This is a genomic window from Lelliottia sp. RWM.1 (assembly GCF_016859735.1).
Classification (GTDB): domain Bacteria; phylum Pseudomonadota; class Gammaproteobacteria; order Enterobacterales; family Enterobacteriaceae; genus Enterobacter.
Window position 1 is genome coordinate 31,640 of record NZ_WLVC01000004.1, and the last position, 14,727, is coordinate 46,366.

Here is a 14,727-nt window from a genome sequence, read left to right on the forward strand (position 1 = left end):
AAATAAGGGTTAGAACCTTATTATTCAGCTTCTACGAAGCTTTCTTCCGCCTGAGAAGCCAGATCCTGGGAACGGCCTTCACGAACGGTAGTAGCAACAGCGCTCAGGTACAGGCTAACAGCACGGATTGCATCGTCGTTACCCGGGATAACGAAGTCAACACCGTCCGGATCGGAGTTGGTATCAACGATAGCGAATACCGGGATACCCAGGTTGTTAGCTTCTTTGATTGCGATGTGCTCGTGGTCAGCATCGATTACGAACAGCGCGTCTGGCAGGCCGCCCATATCTTTGATACCGCCCAGGCTGTTTTCCAGCTTGTCCAGCTCACGAGTGCGCATCAGCGCTTCTTTTTTGGTCAGCTTGTCGAAAGTACCGTCCTGAGACTGAGTTTCCAGATCTTTCAGGCGTTTGATTGACTGACGAACGGTTTTCCAGTTAGTCAGCATGCCGCCCAACCAGCGATGGTTCACGAAGAACTGGTCGCAGCTGTTAGCAGCATCTTTCACAGCTTCGCTTGCAGCGCGCTTAGTACCAACGAACAGAATCTTACCTTTACGGGAAGAGATCTTGTTCAGCTCAGCCAAGGCTTCGTTGAACATTGGTACAGTTTTCTCAAGGTTGATGATGTGAACTTTGTTACGTGCGCCGAAGATGAAAGGCTTCATTTTCGGGTTCCAGTAACGGGTCTGGTGACCAAAGTGAACACCAGCCTTGAGCATGTCGCGCATGGAAACAGTTGCCATGTTTTAAAACCTCTATTTAAAAGTTGGGGTTATGCCTCCACGTATCCCATATTACCGACCCCAAAGGGCACCCCGGAATATGTGTCGATACGTGTGTGTTGTTACACAAAGTGAGATTTGTCGCCTCCGTCCATTCTGTGTATATGAAATGGATCGGAAGTCCGGCGCGCTTTATACCACAAAATGCAGCCAGAAACCAACAGTTGTTGGCGGGGTGTGCTGTTAATGATTCTCAATTTGGCAGCGAGTACGCCAGACTGATACCATTGACGACACGTAGATTAGTATTGTCGAAAAAAACGACACCGATGGACAGATTACATGGCTATCTCTATTAAGACACCTGAAGAAATTGAAAAGATGCGCGTCGCCGGTCGTCTGGCCGCTGAAGTGCTGGAAATGATCGAACCTTTTGTTAAGCCCGGCGTAAGCACTGGCGAGCTGGATCGTATCTGTAATGACTACATTGTAAATGAGCAACATGCCGTCTCCGCCTGCCTCGGCTACCACGGTTTCCCGAAATCCGTTTGCATCTCTATTAATGAAGTGGTCTGTCACGGCATTCCTGATGATGCGAAACTGCTGAAAGATGGCGATATCGTTAATATCGATGTGACCGTTATTAAAGACGAATATCACGGCGACACCTCGAAGATGTTTATTGTCGGCAAACCGACCATTCTGGGTGAACGTTTATGCAAAGTGACCCAGGAAAGCCTCTACCTGGCGCTGAAAATGGTTAAGCCAGGCATTCGTCTGCGCACTATCGGTGCGGCTATTCAGAAATTCGTTGAAGCTGAAGGTTTTTCCGTGGTGCGCGAATACTGTGGTCACGGCATTGGTCGTGTGTTCCACGAAGAGCCACAGGTTCTGCACTATGATGCAGATGACGGCGGTGTTGTCCTGCAAAAAGGCATGACCTTTACCATCGAACCTATGGTCAACTCCGGCGATTACCGTATCCGCACCATGAAAGATGGCTGGACGGTGAAAACCAAAGACAGAAGCTTGTCTGCGCAGTACGAGCATACTATTGTGGTAACAGACAACGGCTGCGAAATTATGACGTTGCGCAAGGATGACACCATCCCGGCAATACTGACGCACAACGAATGATAAAAAGCCGGCAAATGCCGGCTTTTTTAATGGCTATAGTTTTTTCTTATGGGTGGCACGCGATGAGTAATCTTTTACCTGAACAGTATGCTAATACGGCACTCCCCACCCTTCCCGATCAGCCCGATAACCCCGGCGTCTGGCCTCAACAAGAGCTGACCTGCGCTGATATTAAAGCGCATATGGATGTTTTCCATCGCTGGCTAGGTAGCGCGTTTGATGCAGGGATCTCTGCTGAAGCGCTCATCGAAGCACGCACCGAGTTTATCGACCAGTTGTTGCAACGCCTGTGGATTGACTATGGATTCGGACAAATCAGCGATGTGGCACTGGTTGCCGTCGGCGGCTATGGGCGTGGCGAATTACATCCTTTATCCGATATCGATCTTTTGATCCTGAGCCGTAAAAAGCTGTCAGACGATCAGGCGCAAAAAATAGGTGAATTGCTCACCCTTCTGTGGGATGTGAAGCTGGAAGTCGGTCACAGCGTCCGGACGCTGGAAGAGTGTCTGCTTGAAGGACTATCGGATCTCACCGTTGCCACCAACCTGATTGAAACGCGCCTGTTAATTGGCGATGTTGCTCTGTTTCTTGAGCTGCAAAAACACATTTTCAGCGACGGTTTTTGGCCTTCTGAAAAGTTTTTCGCCGCCAAGGTTGAAGAACAAAACGTGCGCCACCAGCGCTACCACGGAACCAGCTATAACCTTGAGCCAGATATTAAAAGTAGCCCCGGAGGCCTGCGCGATATCCACACGTTGCAGTGGGTTGCGCGCCGCCACTTTGGTGCAACGTCGCTGGATGAAATGGTCGGTTTCGGCTTCTTAACCGAAGCCGAGCGCAACGAGCTAAACGAATGTCTGCATCTCCTGTGGCGTATTCGCTTTGCTCTGCATCTGGAACTTAACCGCTACGATAACCGTCTGCTTTTCGACCGCCAGCTTAGTGTCGCCCAGCGTCTGAACTACAGCGGTGAAGGTAACGAACCGGTTGAGCATATGATGAAGGATTTCTTCCGTGTCACTCGTCGTGTCACTGAGCTAAACCAGATGCTGCTGCAACTGTTCGACGAGGCCATTCTGGCGCTCACTGCCGATGAAAAACCGCGTCCTGTTGATGATGAATTCCAGTTACGCGGTACGCTTATCGATCTGCGCGATGAAACACTGTTTATCCGCGAGCCGGAAGCGATCCTGCGAATGTTCTACACCATGGTTCGCAACAGCACGATCACCGGAATTTACTCCACAACACTGCGCCATTTGCGCCATGCGCGTCGCCATCTGACTCAGCCACTGTGTTATATCCCGGAAGCGCGTTCGCTCTTTTTAAGCATGCTCCGCCACCCAGGCGCAGTCAGCCGTGGCTTGTTGCCTATGCATCGCCACAGTGTACTGTGGGCTTATATGCCGCAATGGTCACACATTGTGGGCCAGATGCAGTTCGATCTTTTCCACGCCTATACCGTAGATGAGCACACGATCCGCGTCATGCTCAAACTGGAGAGCTTCGCCAAAGAAGAGACTCGCTCCCGTCACCCATTGTGTGTCGAACTGTGGCCACGTCTCACACATCCAGAACTGATTTTGATCGCCGCGCTGTTCCACGATATTGCCAAAGGCCGGGGCGGAGACCATTCGGTACTGGGTGCACAAGACGTCCTCAAATTTGCCGAACTGCACGGCCTGAATTCACGTGAAACGCAACTTGTCGCCTGGCTGGTACGCCATCATCTGCTGATGTCAGTCACCGCACAGCGCCGTGATATTCAGGATCCGGAGGTCATTAAGCAGTTTGCCGAAGAGGTGCAAACCGAGAACCGTCTGCGCTATCTGGTCTGCCTGACAGTGGCTGATATTTGCGCCACCAATGAGACGCTGTGGAACAGCTGGAAACAGAGCCTGTTGCGCGAGCTATATTTCGCGACGGAAAAACAGCTGCGACGCGGGATGCAAAACACCCCAGACATGCGCGAGCGCGTCCGTCACCACCAGCTCCAGGCCCTGGCGCTACTGCGGATGGAAAACATTGATGAAGAAGCATTACATCAAATCTGGGCACGCTGTCGCGCGAACTACTTTGTACGCCATAGCCCAAATCAGCTTGCCTGGCATGCACGGCATTTACTGAAGCACGATTTGTCGAAACCGATGATCTTGCTCAGCCCACAAGCCACGCGCGGCGGCACGGAGATCTTCATCTGGAGCCCGGACAGAGCCTATCTGTTCGCTGCCGTGTGTGCGGAGCTGGACCGGCGCAATCTGAGCGTTCATGACGCGCAAATTTTCACGACCCGCGACGGAATGGCGATGGATACCTTTATCGTGCTGGAGCCGGACGGGAGTCCACTTTCGGCAGATCGCCACGAAGGCATTCGATTTGGTCTGGAACAAGCCATTACCCAGCACAGCTGGCAGCCACCACAGCCTCGTCGTCAGCCCGCCAAATTGCGCCATTTTACTGTCGATACCGAGGTCAATTTCCTGCCGACCCACACCGACCGTAAATCCTTCCTGGAGCTGATAGCGCTCGATCAGCCTGGACTGCTTGCCCGCGTCGGCCAGGTTTTTGCCGATCTGGGAATTTCGCTTCACGGAGCCAGAATTACAACCATTGGCGAGCGAGTAGAAGATTTATTCATAATCGCAACCGCCGACAGGCGCGCACTTAATAATGCGTTGCAACGAGAGGTACAACAACGGTTGACAGCAGCCCTCAATCCAAACGATAAAGGGTGACGTGTTTTTTAGTGAAATGGATAGAGTAAACAATGCAGCAGTTACAGAACGTTATTGAGTCCGCTTTTGAGCGTCGTGCCGACATCACTCCGGCAAATGTGGATACCGTAACCCGCGAAGCGGTTAACCAGGTGATCTCCCTGCTTGATTCCGGCGCACTTCGCGTCGCGGAAAAAATTGATGGCCATTGGGTAACCCATCAGTGGCTGAAGAAGGCCGTGCTGCTCTCTTTCCGTATTAACGATAACCAGGTTATCGACGGTGCAGAAAGCCGCTACTTCGATAAAGTACCCATGAAATTCGCCGATTACGACGAAGCGCGTTTCCAGAAAGAAGGCTTCCGTGTCGTTCCACCGGCAGCGGTTCGTCAGGGTGCATTCATTGCGCGTAATACTGTCCTGATGCCATCTTATGTGAACATCGGTGCATACGTTGACGAAGGTACGATGGTGGATACCTGGGCAACCGTGGGTTCTTGTGCTCAGATCGGCAAAAACGTTCACCTGTCCGGCGGCGTGGGTATCGGTGGTGTACTGGAGCCTCTGCAGGCTAACCCAACCATCATCGAAGATAACTGCTTCATCGGCGCACGCTCTGAAGTCGTTGAAGGCGTGATCGTTGAAGAAGGCTCAGTCATCTCCATGGGCGTTTACATCGGCCAAAGCACCCGCATTTATGACCGTGAAACCGGTGAGGTTCACTACGGTCGCGTGCCAGCAGGCTCCGTTGTCGTTTCCGGCAACCTGCCGTCAAAAGATGGCAAATACAGCCTGTACTGTGCAGTGATTGTGAAGAAAGTTGATGCTAAAACCCGCGGCAAAGTCGGCATTAATGAATTGCTGCGTACTATCGATTAATCCGGTATAACAAAAAGCGGGGGCAACCCCGCTTTTTTTGTATCCGGGGGTAGCGAAATTAGATTTTTTCGTTAATTATTCAAAGGTTATGTTGAGATCAAAGGGTACCGCTATGTACGATAATCTGAAAAGTCTGGGCATTACCAATCCTGATGAAATTGATCGTTACAGCCTCCGCCAGGAAGCCAATAACGATATTCTGAAAATCTATTTTCACAAGGACAAGGGCGAGTTTTTTGCAAAGAGCGTGAAGTTTAAATACCCACGTCAGCGTAAGACTGTCGTCGCTGATGGCATCGGGCAGGGATACAAAGAGGTTCAGGAGATTAGCCCGAACCTGCGCTATGTGATCGATGAACTCGATCAGATCTGCCAACGTGACCGCACCGAAGTGGATCTTAAACGTAAGATCCTGGATGACCTGCGCCATCTGGAAAGCGTTGTCACCAACAAGATCAGTGAAATCGAAGCCGATCTTGAGAAGTTGACTCGCACCAAATAAGCCAGGTGCGGCCTGATGCTTTCCCCCTCCTCTCCCTATGAGGAGAGGGAGCAAACACTAAAACGGCAACCTAAGGTTGCCGTCTTGCATTTACCTACCGCTGCTCATCCAGTTGCAACGCCACATACAATAACAACCTGTCGTCAAAATTCCCCAGATCCAGACCCGTTAGCTCCGAAATCCGGTTAAGTCTATATTCCAGCGTATTACGGTGGATAAACAGTGCCTTAGATGTTGCCAAAGGCTGCACGTTATGACGAAACCAGGCCTGCAATGTACGGCGCAACAGCCCATTGTTATCCATCGCTTTCAGGCGAACCAAAGGACGCGCCAGTTCATTGGCCTGCCAACCACCGCGCAAGCTGTCGAGTAACACCGGTAACATCAAATCCTGATAGAAATAGCTACGGCTTTCGGGCATACGTTGTTTACCGACCATCATCGTGGTGCGTGCCGTACGCCACGAACGGGCAATACTGCCTGGCCCGGTAAAGTAGTTTCCTAATGCAACGCGAAAACGGAGCTGGCCGTTCTCTTTCATACGGGCGATCAGTTGGTCGACTCGTCGGCGGTGATCTTCTGCATCCCAGCGGCCAAACTGATTGAGTGCTGGCTTAAGTACAACCATCTCCGTCAGGGAGACAATCGCGACGAGGTTATTACGTTCCGGTGTAGCCAGCGCATTTTGCAGCTGTTGCAGTTCCGCCATCGCACTGTCTACCCCTAACTGGCCGCTATCCACCTCTATCACCGCCACCACGCGCGGCTGATTGAGGTCGATTCCCAGACGCTGTGCCCATTCACTGAGAGCGGGCGTGTGTTCTTCAGCCTGAATCAGGTTCATGACCAGCTCTTCACGCAGGCGGCTATCCTGCGCCAGCAGATGCATTAGCCGTGACTGCTCCAGCATCATCTCTGCCGTCATGCACACCAGTTCACCGTATTTTCGCAGTGACTCTGGCTCTCCGGTCAAGCCAATCACACCGACAATTTCACCTTCAAGCCGCAGAGGTAAATTAATGCCCTGACGTACACCGTGGAGATGTTTTGCAACGGCATCATCAATATCCACCACGCGCCCCTGAGAGAGCACCAGCAGTGCGCCTTCGTGCAATTCCCCAATACGCTCCCGATCGCCACTGCCAATAATACGGCCACGCGCATCCATTACGTTAATATTGGTATCAATGATGCGCATAGTACGTGCCACGATATCCTGCGCCATTTTGGTATCGAGATGCCAGCCAGCCATGTAACCCTCCTGTGAGCAGAGCTCAAGCATAGGGGAGTTCAATCACTGCTACATTGTGCGAATGCACAAAGTCAGGGGGAGAAGTATGGACTTGTGGAAAGGGTCACAGAAACAGGAAAACCCTCTGCCCGAACGCGAGCAGAGGGTTGAGAGGGTTACTGCATTAACAGGTAGAGTGAAGAATCACCACGCTGAATATTCAACGCCAGCACAGACGGTTTGCTGTCGAGAATTTTGCGCAGTTCGGCAATGTTTTTCACGGGTTGCTGGTTAGCCCCCATGATCACATCACCTTTTTTCAGGCCGATTCGGGCTGCCGGAGAATTCGCTTTCACGTTATTCACCACCACGCCTTTATCGTCACCCTTGTTGCTCATCTCAGCCCCTTCAATACCGCTGAAGATAGAGCTGGAGTCAACCTGAGTCTGGCTGCTCTGCTGCAGTTCAAGGCTCACGTTCACCGGTTTACCATCACGCAGCAGACCCAACTGAATTTTGCTACCCACCGGCATCGAGCCCACTTCGGCACGCAGCGCTGCAAAACTGATGATAGGCTTACCGTTCAGAGAGGTGATCACATCACCTGCTTTGATACCAGCCTTCGCCGCAGATGAATTTGGCATAACCTGGCTGACAAATGCCCCGCGCTGAGCGTCAACTTTCATCGCTTTCGCCAGTTCAGAGTTCAGTTCAGTACCCAGAATGCCCAACTCACCGCGTTTAACCTGGCCATACTGCACCATCTGAGCCGTCAGGTTTTTCACCATGTTGCTCGGGATAGCAAAACCGATACCAATATTGCCACCGTCTGGCGCCAGGATCGCGGTGTTGATACCAATCAACTCGCCGTTCAGGTTAACCAGCGCACCGCCCGAGTTACCCCGGTTAATCGCGGCATCCGTCTGGATAAAGTTTTCGTAGTTTTCAGCGTTCAGGCCGCTACGTCCCAGCGCAGAGACAATACCCGAGGTTACGGTTTCACCCAGACCGAACGGGTTACCGATTGCAACGGTGTAGTCACCAACGCGCAGTGCGTCAGAATCGGCGATTTTAATCGCTGTCAGGTTTTTCGGATCCTGAATCTGAATCAGTGCGATGTCAGAGCGTGGGTCTTTCCCCACCACTTTTGCATCGAATTTACGACCATCACTCAGCTGAACTTTGATGCTGTTAGCATTATCGACAACGTGGTTGTTGGTTACGACATAGCCTTTCGCCGCATCGATGATAACGCCAGAGCCAAGAGCCATGAATTTCTGCTGTTGACCGCCACCGTTGCTGCTTCCGCTGTCATCACCTGCCCCCCCCCCCTGACAGAACGGGGAGCTCTGGAATGGCGAACCGTCCTGACAGAACGGGGAGTTATCGCCAAAGAACTGCTGGAAGTTACGCGGCATACGCGGCGTATTGACGGTTGTACTGCCCTCAACGTTAATGCTCACCACCGATGGCATCACTTTTTCGAGCATCGGGGCCAGGCTAGGCATCTGCTGCGCGGTTGCAGCCGAAGACGCGGTCTCGGCTGCAGTAGCAGACAGAGGAGACAGCGCTAAACCTAAACTCAGAGCCAGTGCACTCATTGCTAATGTGGTTTTTTTCATGTTTCTCAATCTCTATTTTACAGATAACGCAAAATTGCTGTGTACATCAGATTCGTTTTATAGCGCGAAGTTCCGGGATTAAGTTTATGGAAAAAGTAAAAATTTATTGGTCGTCTTTACAAAACTCAGTGTTTATTCAACCGCCATGAGCTTGCGGTATTCATCCCACGCATACAAATCCGTCATTCCGCTGATATAGTCCTGAATCAGTCGACAACGATAATAATATTCCAGCACTGGCCAGCGGGAAGTCTGGCGATCAATTTTGCTCACTGCTTCAACATAGGCAAGACGATGTCGTGTTGAAAGTTTATGGAACAGGCGGGATTCAATAGGCAAGCGCCGCACACGTTCTTTTTCTACCAGTTCGCTAAACTCATCGACTGATAATTGCAGTAACGGGCGATAAATTTCCAGCAGACCACTTATGACCCGATAACCTTGTAATTCCAGTTGTTCAACGTCCGGGTGGCTGAACACATGGCGTACGGCTACATTCTTATATAACTCAAGAAGTTGACTAAAGCTGCTGTCATCTTCCAGCAAGGCGTGATTGAATTCACCGGTAAAAATCGTCGGTAAATTGTCAATAAAGCGGGCTGCGGCATAGGGGACCAACTTATTTAATGTGTTGACCCGTAAATACATAAAGAACTGATCTTCCGTACTGCGGCTAAGAGAATTAGAACGCGATTTCTCCCACGCGTTTTCGACGACCTGAGCAAACAGAGATCCTTTTTCATGTTTACCCCAGGCATCATAAAGATGCTGATAAAGTTCTTCGACGCTGAATATTCTTTTTTCAACCGCGTCTTCCAGGTCTGCAACACAATAGGAAATATCGTCGGCCGCTTCCATTATCCAGGTTAATGGGAAGCGCCCATTTGGGGTCAGTGAAAGTTCTTTACGCAACCGCTCAATATAGGCTTCTTCCGATAAGTAATAGCCCGGTTTTTTCATCAAATAGCTGTGTGACTCCGGAGGTTCGCCCATCCACCATGCCGGACGCGTATATTTGAGAATACAACCGACTTGCGCCCAGGTCAGGTTCATACGCATCAGGGAATGCACCAGACGGATACCCTGCGCGTTGCCTTCAAAGTGACACAGATCCTGACGTACTTTACGCCGCAAGTCGTTTACAACTTCCTCACCCTCCCGCAAACGTAAGGCGCTGACGACACAACGATCGTCGCTAAGCGGCTGGCTGGCGGCGTCTGAAGGGAACAACCGCTGTTTGAACCAGTCATTAATAGCGGCCTCCCCAAAATGTCCAAAAGGCGGGTTGCCAATATCGTGCATCAGACACGCCATCTCAACGATGCTTTCAAACGGCCCGGTCAGTTCATCCAGACCGTAGGTTTCCAGGCGACGTTGCTCTTTAAGACGGCTCAGGATCTCTTTGGCAATATAACGCCCGACCTGCTGAACTTCCATTGAGTGGGTCAGTCGCGTGCGAACTGCCGCATTACGCTCGAGTGGGAAAACCTGTGTTTTTTGCTGTAAGCGGCGGATGGCAGGAGAATTGATAATGCGCCCGCGATCGCTTTCAAAGATACGCAGGATCTCGTGCTCGCTTTTCGCTCCTTGCGGAGAACGGAAACGACGATGCCAGTTAATTTTATTGCGAAAATCGATTGGTTCCATGTGCTCCCCCGCGTGAGAATGCGTTTCCCCGTATGCGCATGATAGACTATGCATCTTAACAAGGCACATCGCGAGTAAATCTATGAAAATCGGCATTATTGGTGCAATGGAAGAAGAAGTTACGCTGCTGCGTGACAAAATTGAGAACCGTCAGACCCTCTCACTGGGTGGTTGTGAAATTTATACCGGCCAGTTGAACGGCGTTGACGTTGCTCTGCTGAAATCAGGCATCGGTAAAGTAGCTGCAGCACTGGGCGCGACGCTGCTGCTCGAACGCTGTAAGCCAGATGTGATCATTAACACCGGCTCTGCTGGCGGTCTGGCTCCAACGCTGAAAGTGGGCGATATCGTGGTATCCGACGAAGCGCGTTATCACGATGCGGATGTCACGGCATTCGGTTACGAATATGGTCAGCTTCCGGGTTGCCCGGCAGGCTTTAAAGCTGATGCGAAACTGATTAGTGCCGCAGAAACCTGCATCGCTGAGCTGAACCTCAACGCTGTGCGCGGCCTGATTGTTAGCGGTGACGCTTTCATCAATGGTTCAGTGGGCCTGGCGAAAATCCGTCACAACTTCCCACAGGCCGTTGCCGTTGAAATGGAAGCCACGGCGATTGCACACGTATGCCACAACTTTAACGTCCCGTTCGTGGTAGTTCGCGCCATTTCAGACGTTGCCGACCAACAGTCACACCTGAGCTTTGACGAGTTCCTGGCCGTCGCAGCAAAACAATCCACCGTAATGGTGGAAACCCTGGTGCAGAAACTGGCTCGTGGGTAAACAGACCTTAAGGGCGCTGGTCGCCCTGTTACTGCTCACACCGGCCTGGCTTTACGCCGCGCCGCGTGTGATTACCCTCTCCCCCGCGAATACTGAGCTGGCTTTTGCCGCCGGGATCACCCCCGTTGGTGTCAGCAGTTATTCCGATTTTCCTCCTGAAGCGAAGCAGATCGAACAAGTCTCGACCTGGCAAGGTATGAATCTTGAGCGCATCGTTGCCCTGAAGCCCGATCTGGTGCTCGCCTGGCGCGGTGGCAATGCCGAGCGGCAGGTAAACCAACTCATCTCTCTGGGCATAAAAGTGCAATGGATTGATGCAGTAAGCATTGAGCAAGTCGCTCAGGCGCTTCGCGATCTTGCCCCTTTCAGCCCAACCCCCAGCAAAGCCGAACAAGCTGCACAACGTATGCTCAGTGACTACGCGGCGCTAAAAACCGAATATGATAAGACCACCAAAAAGCGGGTGTTTCTGCAATTTGGTAGTCAGCCGCTGTTCACTACCGGTCAGGGATCTATCCAGAATCAGGTGCTCGAAATCTGCGGGGGTGAAAATATCTTTGCCGCCAGCCGAGTGCCCTGGCCACAGGTCAGCCGGGAACAGGTCCTGGCACGCCAGCCGCAGGCCATTGTCGTCGTCGGTGACGCAAGCGAAATTCCTAAAATTGAACAATTCTGGCAGCGCCAGTTAAAAATTCCGGTGATTGCCCTGCACAGCGACTGGTTTGAACGCGCCAGCCCGCGTATTATCCTCGCCGCTAAACAGCTCTGCACCGCACTGGCACAAAGTCATTAACGTTGTTTTAGACCCAAACCCGAGGATTTAACGATGCTCGTCTATTGGCTGGATATTCTTGGCACAGCCGTATTTGCTATCTCCGGCGTTTTGCTCGCCGGGAAATTACGCATGGACCCGTTCGGTGTTCTGGTGCTGGGCGTTGTTACCGCCGTTGGCGGCGGCACAATTCGCGATATGGCTCTCGCGAACGGCCCGGTATTTTGGGTGAAAGATCCCACCGATCTGGTGGTGGCGATGGTCACCTGTCTGCTAACAATCGTGCTAGTGCGTCAGCCTCGCAGGCTGCCCAAATGGGTGCTACCGGTGCTGGATGCCGTCGGCCTGGCCGTCTTTGTAGGAATTGGCGTCAATAAAGCCTTTATGGCGAATACCGGACCGATGGTTGCCATCTGCATGGGCGTATTGACGGGCGTCGGGGGTGGCATCATTCGCGACATTCTGGCACGCGAAGTTCCCATGATCCTGCGGACTGAAATCTATGCCACAGCCTGTATTATTGGCGGGATTGTTCATGCCACAGCCTATTACACCTTTGCCGTTCCGCTGGAGAATGCGGCCATGTTGGGTATGGTGGTGACGCTGGCGATTCGGTTAGCGGCTATTCGCTGGCATCTGAAACTGCCGACGTTTGCGCTTGATGAGAATGGCAGGTAAAAAGCAAAACGGTAACCCGAGGGTTACCGTTTTTAGTGCGATTCCGGGATGATGGCATCAGGCCACTCCCGCCGGAAAATCAAATACTGAATGACGAACCACACCCGCAAGTGCTTGTTGCATTCGGGTTCGTCACCACAAAGCGAGAACCTTCCAGGCCTTCGCTGTAATCAACCGCACCGCCCACCAGATATTGCAGGCTCATCGGGTCAACAACCAGCGCGACACCCTGCTTCTCGATAGTCATATCACCATCGTTTACCTGGTCGTCAAAGGTAAAACCGTACTGGAAGCCGCTGCAGCCGCCCCCGGTAATATATACACGCAGTTTCAGATCCGGATTGTCTTCGTCGGCAATCAGGGTTTTCACTTTGTTGGCTGCGGCTTCTGTAAACTCCAGCGGCACAGCGACTACGTCATCACTCATCTTATGCTCCCATGAATACTGCTTACTGCTATTGGGTAAAAATCACCCAATTCTTTTTTTCATTATCTAATACCCTGGTAATTCATTCAAGTATTCTGCGTTGAGGCCCGTTCAGCCTCCTGTTTCGCCAGGGTACGAGCAAGAATGGTGGAGTATAGCGGTTTTCCACCCAGGAATTGGGCCAATAGTGTCGCGCCGAGACAGGTAATGATCATTGGCAAAATGAGCTGATAATTGTCGGTCATTTCCAGAACAAGCACAATTCCGGTCAGCGGAGCACGAAGAGAGGCCGCGAGTAACGCCCCCATTCCCGCAATAGCAAATGTTCCCGCCTCCAGGTGATAAGCCGGAAAGCCTGCTTCCGCCGCCATGCCAAAGGCTGTGCCAAGCAGCGTTCCTAATGCCAGCATGGGCGCAAATATTCCGCCGGGCGCGCCCGAAGAGAAACACAGCAGCGTGGTGATCACTCTGGAGACAAACATAAACAAGAGCAGACCAACGCTAAAATTGCCTGCTGCGGCAATCGGAATGAGCCCAAAGCCTCCGCCTGCAGCATTGGGTTCCACAAATCCCAGTATGCCGCACATCCCGCCAAGCAGACCACCCACGAGCACCCATTTAGTTGTGTTCCCGCCATGGATACGCTGGAACATGTCCTGCGTTCGCAGCACCAGCGTATTAAACAACGGCCCTACAACGCCAAAAATCATACCGAGGATCAGGTAAAGCCAGAGCGTGTTCACCGGTGCGTTGGTCAGCTTTCCCACCTCGATCACTGCACCTTCGCCGTTGAAAATGCGAAAGACGATGCTCGACATGATAACGCCTGTAAACACCGCTTTAATGGAGATCAGGTTGTAGCGAAATTGCGCGCGCATCTCCTCGATAATAAACAGGATGCCCGCCAGAGGGGCGTTAAACGCGGCAGAAAGACCCGCAGCAGCCCCAGTCGCCAGTAACGTATGACGTGATTCAGCGCTACGCATACGGAAGAGATCGCCCACCATACGTCCAAGGTTTCCGCCTAACTGGACGGTTGGCCCTTCGCGTCCCAACACCATACCCGCGCCCAGCGTCCCCATCCCGCCGATAAATTTCACCGGAATAACCCGCCACCAGCGAACCGGACGCAGTTCTTCAAGCGCCCCCTCAATCTCCGGGATCCCAGACCCTCCGGCTTCAGGCGCAAATCTGCGAACCAAAAAATAGCCGGCCATCGCCAGTAATGCGGACAAGCCAAACGCCATGACCCAAACTACCCAGCCGCGATCCGCGTATCCCGCAACCGTACCAATGCGCCAGTTCAGGACCACATTAACGGCCTTTTCGAACGCCACACCAGCCAGCCCTGCCAGCGACCCCACGACTGCGGCAGCAAGCAGGATCGCCAGTGGCGTTTTATCGCGATTGAGCAGTCGTCGAATGCTGATACGTTGTCGTGCACGCGAAAATTGCTGTTCTTCAAAAGAGGGGTTATCTGCTTTCATTGCCTTTTCTTTTTAGTCATACAAATAGCACAAGGAATTCTACCAGACGCAACCACTGCGTCTTCGGAAAAATCCTTAACAATTGTTAAGTGTCAATGCGGCAAAAATTTCATAACCTTTGGT

General features: G+C 52.0%; 13 protein-coding genes. 7 read left to right on the forward strand and 6 right to left on the reverse strand.

What is annotated here, in order from left to right; genetic code table 11:
* Nucleotides 1-20: 20 nt before the first annotated feature.
* Nucleotides 21-746 (reverse strand): 30S ribosomal protein S2, encoded by a 726-nt coding sequence (rpsB, locus tag GF617_RS04790; RefSeq protein WP_181622317.1) that lies wholly within the window; start codon nucleotides 744-746, stop codon nucleotides 21-23.
* 321 nt (nucleotides 747-1,067) lie between these two features.
* On the opposite strand from rpsB, the gene map reads away from it, so the two are divergent.
* From map to GF617_RS04810, 4 genes are all read left to right on the forward strand, one after another.
* On the forward strand, nucleotides 1,068-1,862 hold the full coding sequence (gene map, locus GF617_RS04795) for a type I methionyl aminopeptidase (RefSeq protein ID WP_181622316.1): 795 nt from the start codon (nucleotides 1,068-1,070) through the stop codon (nucleotides 1,860-1,862).
* Between the two features lie 62 nt (nucleotides 1,863-1,924).
* Nucleotides 1,925-4,600 carry a bifunctional uridylyltransferase/uridylyl-removing protein GlnD gene (glnD, locus tag GF617_RS04800; RefSeq protein WP_181622315.1) on the forward strand — a complete coding sequence of 892 codons (2,676 nt, stop codon included), beginning with the start codon at nucleotides 1,925-1,927 and terminating at the stop codon, nucleotides 4,598-4,600.
* Nucleotides 4,601-4,632: 32 nt separating this feature from the next.
* Nucleotides 4,633-5,457 (forward strand): 2,3,4,5-tetrahydropyridine-2,6-dicarboxylate N-succinyltransferase, encoded by an 825-nt coding sequence (dapD, locus tag GF617_RS04805; RefSeq protein ID WP_181622314.1) that lies wholly within the window; start codon nucleotides 4,633-4,635, stop codon nucleotides 5,455-5,457.
* A gap of 112 nt (nucleotides 5,458-5,569) precedes the next feature.
* Nucleotides 5,570-5,959, forward strand: coding sequence for a DUF3461 family protein (locus tag GF617_RS04810; RefSeq protein ID WP_181622313.1), 390 nt, complete (start codon nucleotides 5,570-5,572; stop codon nucleotides 5,957-5,959).
* A 94-nt stretch (nucleotides 5,960-6,053) separates the two neighbouring features.
* On the opposite strand, the gene cdaR is transcribed toward GF617_RS04810, so the two are convergent.
* The 3 genes from cdaR to dgt all read right to left on the reverse strand — a co-directional run bounded on the left by cdaR (nucleotide 6,054) and on the right by dgt (nucleotide 10,459).
* Entirely contained in the window at nucleotides 6,054-7,211 is a 1,158-nt protein-coding gene (gene cdaR, locus GF617_RS04815) for a DNA-binding transcriptional regulator CdaR (RefSeq protein WP_014068966.1), read from the reverse strand.
* 155 nt (nucleotides 7,212-7,366) lie between these two features.
* The gene (gene degP / locus GF617_RS04820; RefSeq protein WP_181622312.1) at nucleotides 7,367-8,812 is read right to left on the reverse strand and encodes a serine endoprotease DegP; all 1,446 of its coding nucleotides are present in this window, start codon (nucleotides 8,810-8,812) and stop codon (nucleotides 7,367-7,369) included.
* Nucleotides 8,813-8,944: 132 nt separating this feature from the next.
* Complete coding sequence (gene dgt, locus GF617_RS04825) at nucleotides 8,945-10,459, reverse strand: dGTPase (RefSeq protein ID WP_181622311.1); 1,515 nt, start codon at nucleotides 10,457-10,459, stop codon at nucleotides 8,945-8,947.
* Nucleotides 10,460-10,541: 82 nt separating this feature from the next.
* Here dgt and mtnN point away from each other — a divergent pair, with 82 nt between their 5' ends.
* Genes mtnN through GF617_RS04840 form a run of 3 tightly spaced genes read left to right on the forward strand, consistent with a single transcriptional unit; the run spans nucleotide 10,542 to nucleotide 12,690 of the window.
* Nucleotides 10,542-11,240 (forward strand): 5'-methylthioadenosine/S-adenosylhomocysteine nucleosidase, encoded by a 699-nt coding sequence (gene mtnN / locus GF617_RS04830; protein ID WP_181622310.1) that lies wholly within the window; start codon nucleotides 10,542-10,544, stop codon nucleotides 11,238-11,240.
* Nucleotides 11,233-12,033, forward strand: coding sequence for a vitamin B12 ABC transporter substrate-binding protein BtuF (gene btuF, locus GF617_RS04835; protein WP_181622309.1), 801 nt, complete (start codon nucleotides 11,233-11,235; stop codon nucleotides 12,031-12,033). Before mtnN ends, btuF begins: the two co-directional genes overlap by 8 nt.
* Before the next feature lie 33 nt (nucleotides 12,034-12,066).
* Entirely contained in the window at nucleotides 12,067-12,690 is a 624-nt protein-coding gene (locus tag GF617_RS04840) for a TRIC cation channel family protein (RefSeq protein ID WP_181622308.1), read from the forward strand.
* 79 nt (nucleotides 12,691-12,769) lie between these two features.
* On the opposite strand, the gene erpA is transcribed toward GF617_RS04840, so the two are convergent.
* Both erpA and clcA read right to left on the reverse strand, forming a co-directional pair.
* Nucleotides 12,770-13,117 (reverse strand): iron-sulfur cluster insertion protein ErpA, encoded by a 348-nt coding sequence (erpA, locus tag GF617_RS04845; protein WP_014068960.1) that lies wholly within the window; start codon nucleotides 13,115-13,117, stop codon nucleotides 12,770-12,772.
* A gap of 86 nt (nucleotides 13,118-13,203) precedes the next feature.
* On the reverse strand, nucleotides 13,204-14,604 hold the full coding sequence (gene clcA, locus GF617_RS04850) for a H(+)/Cl(-) exchange transporter ClcA (protein ID WP_203451205.1): 1,401 nt from the start codon (nucleotides 14,602-14,604) through the stop codon (nucleotides 13,204-13,206).
* Between the last annotated feature and the right edge of the window lie 123 nt (nucleotides 14,605-14,727).

What these genes read in the sequence shown, in the direction of transcription:
- rpsB (WP_181622317.1), bottom strand. Translation starts at nt 746, where the DNA reads ATGGCAACTGTTTCCATGCGCGACATGCTCAAGGCTGGTGTTCACTTT.
- map (WP_181622316.1), top strand. Translation starts at nt 1,068, where the DNA reads ATGGCTATCTCTATTAAGACACCTGAAGAAATTGAAAAGATGCGCGTC.
- GF617_RS04840 (WP_181622308.1), top strand. Translation starts at nt 12,067, where the DNA reads ATGCTCGTCTATTGGCTGGATATTCTTGGCACAGCCGTATTTGCTATC.
- dapD (WP_181622314.1), top strand. Translation starts at nt 4,633, where the DNA reads ATGCAGCAGTTACAGAACGTTATTGAGTCCGCTTTTGAGCGTCGTGCC.
- glnD (WP_181622315.1), top strand. Translation starts at nt 1,925, where the DNA reads ATGAGTAATCTTTTACCTGAACAGTATGCTAATACGGCACTCCCCACC.
- erpA (WP_014068960.1), bottom strand. Translation starts at nt 13,117, where the DNA reads ATGAGTGATGACGTAGTCGCTGTGCCGCTGGAGTTTACAGAAGCCGCA.
- clcA (WP_203451205.1), bottom strand. Translation starts at nt 14,604, where the DNA reads ATGAAAGCAGATAACCCCTCTTTTGAAGAACAGCAATTTTCGCGTGCA.
- mtnN (WP_181622310.1), top strand. Translation starts at nt 10,542, where the DNA reads ATGAAAATCGGCATTATTGGTGCAATGGAAGAAGAAGTTACGCTGCTG.
- degP (WP_181622312.1), bottom strand. Translation starts at nt 8,812, where the DNA reads ATGAAAAAAACCACATTAGCAATGAGTGCACTGGCTCTGAGTTTAGGT.
- GF617_RS04810 (WP_181622313.1), top strand. Translation starts at nt 5,570, where the DNA reads ATGTACGATAATCTGAAAAGTCTGGGCATTACCAATCCTGATGAAATT.
- dgt (WP_181622311.1), bottom strand. Translation starts at nt 10,459, where the DNA reads ATGGAACCAATCGATTTTCGCAATAAAATTAACTGGCATCGTCGTTTC.
- cdaR (WP_014068966.1), bottom strand. Translation starts at nt 7,211, where the DNA reads ATGGCTGGCTGGCATCTCGATACCAAAATGGCGCAGGATATCGTGGCA.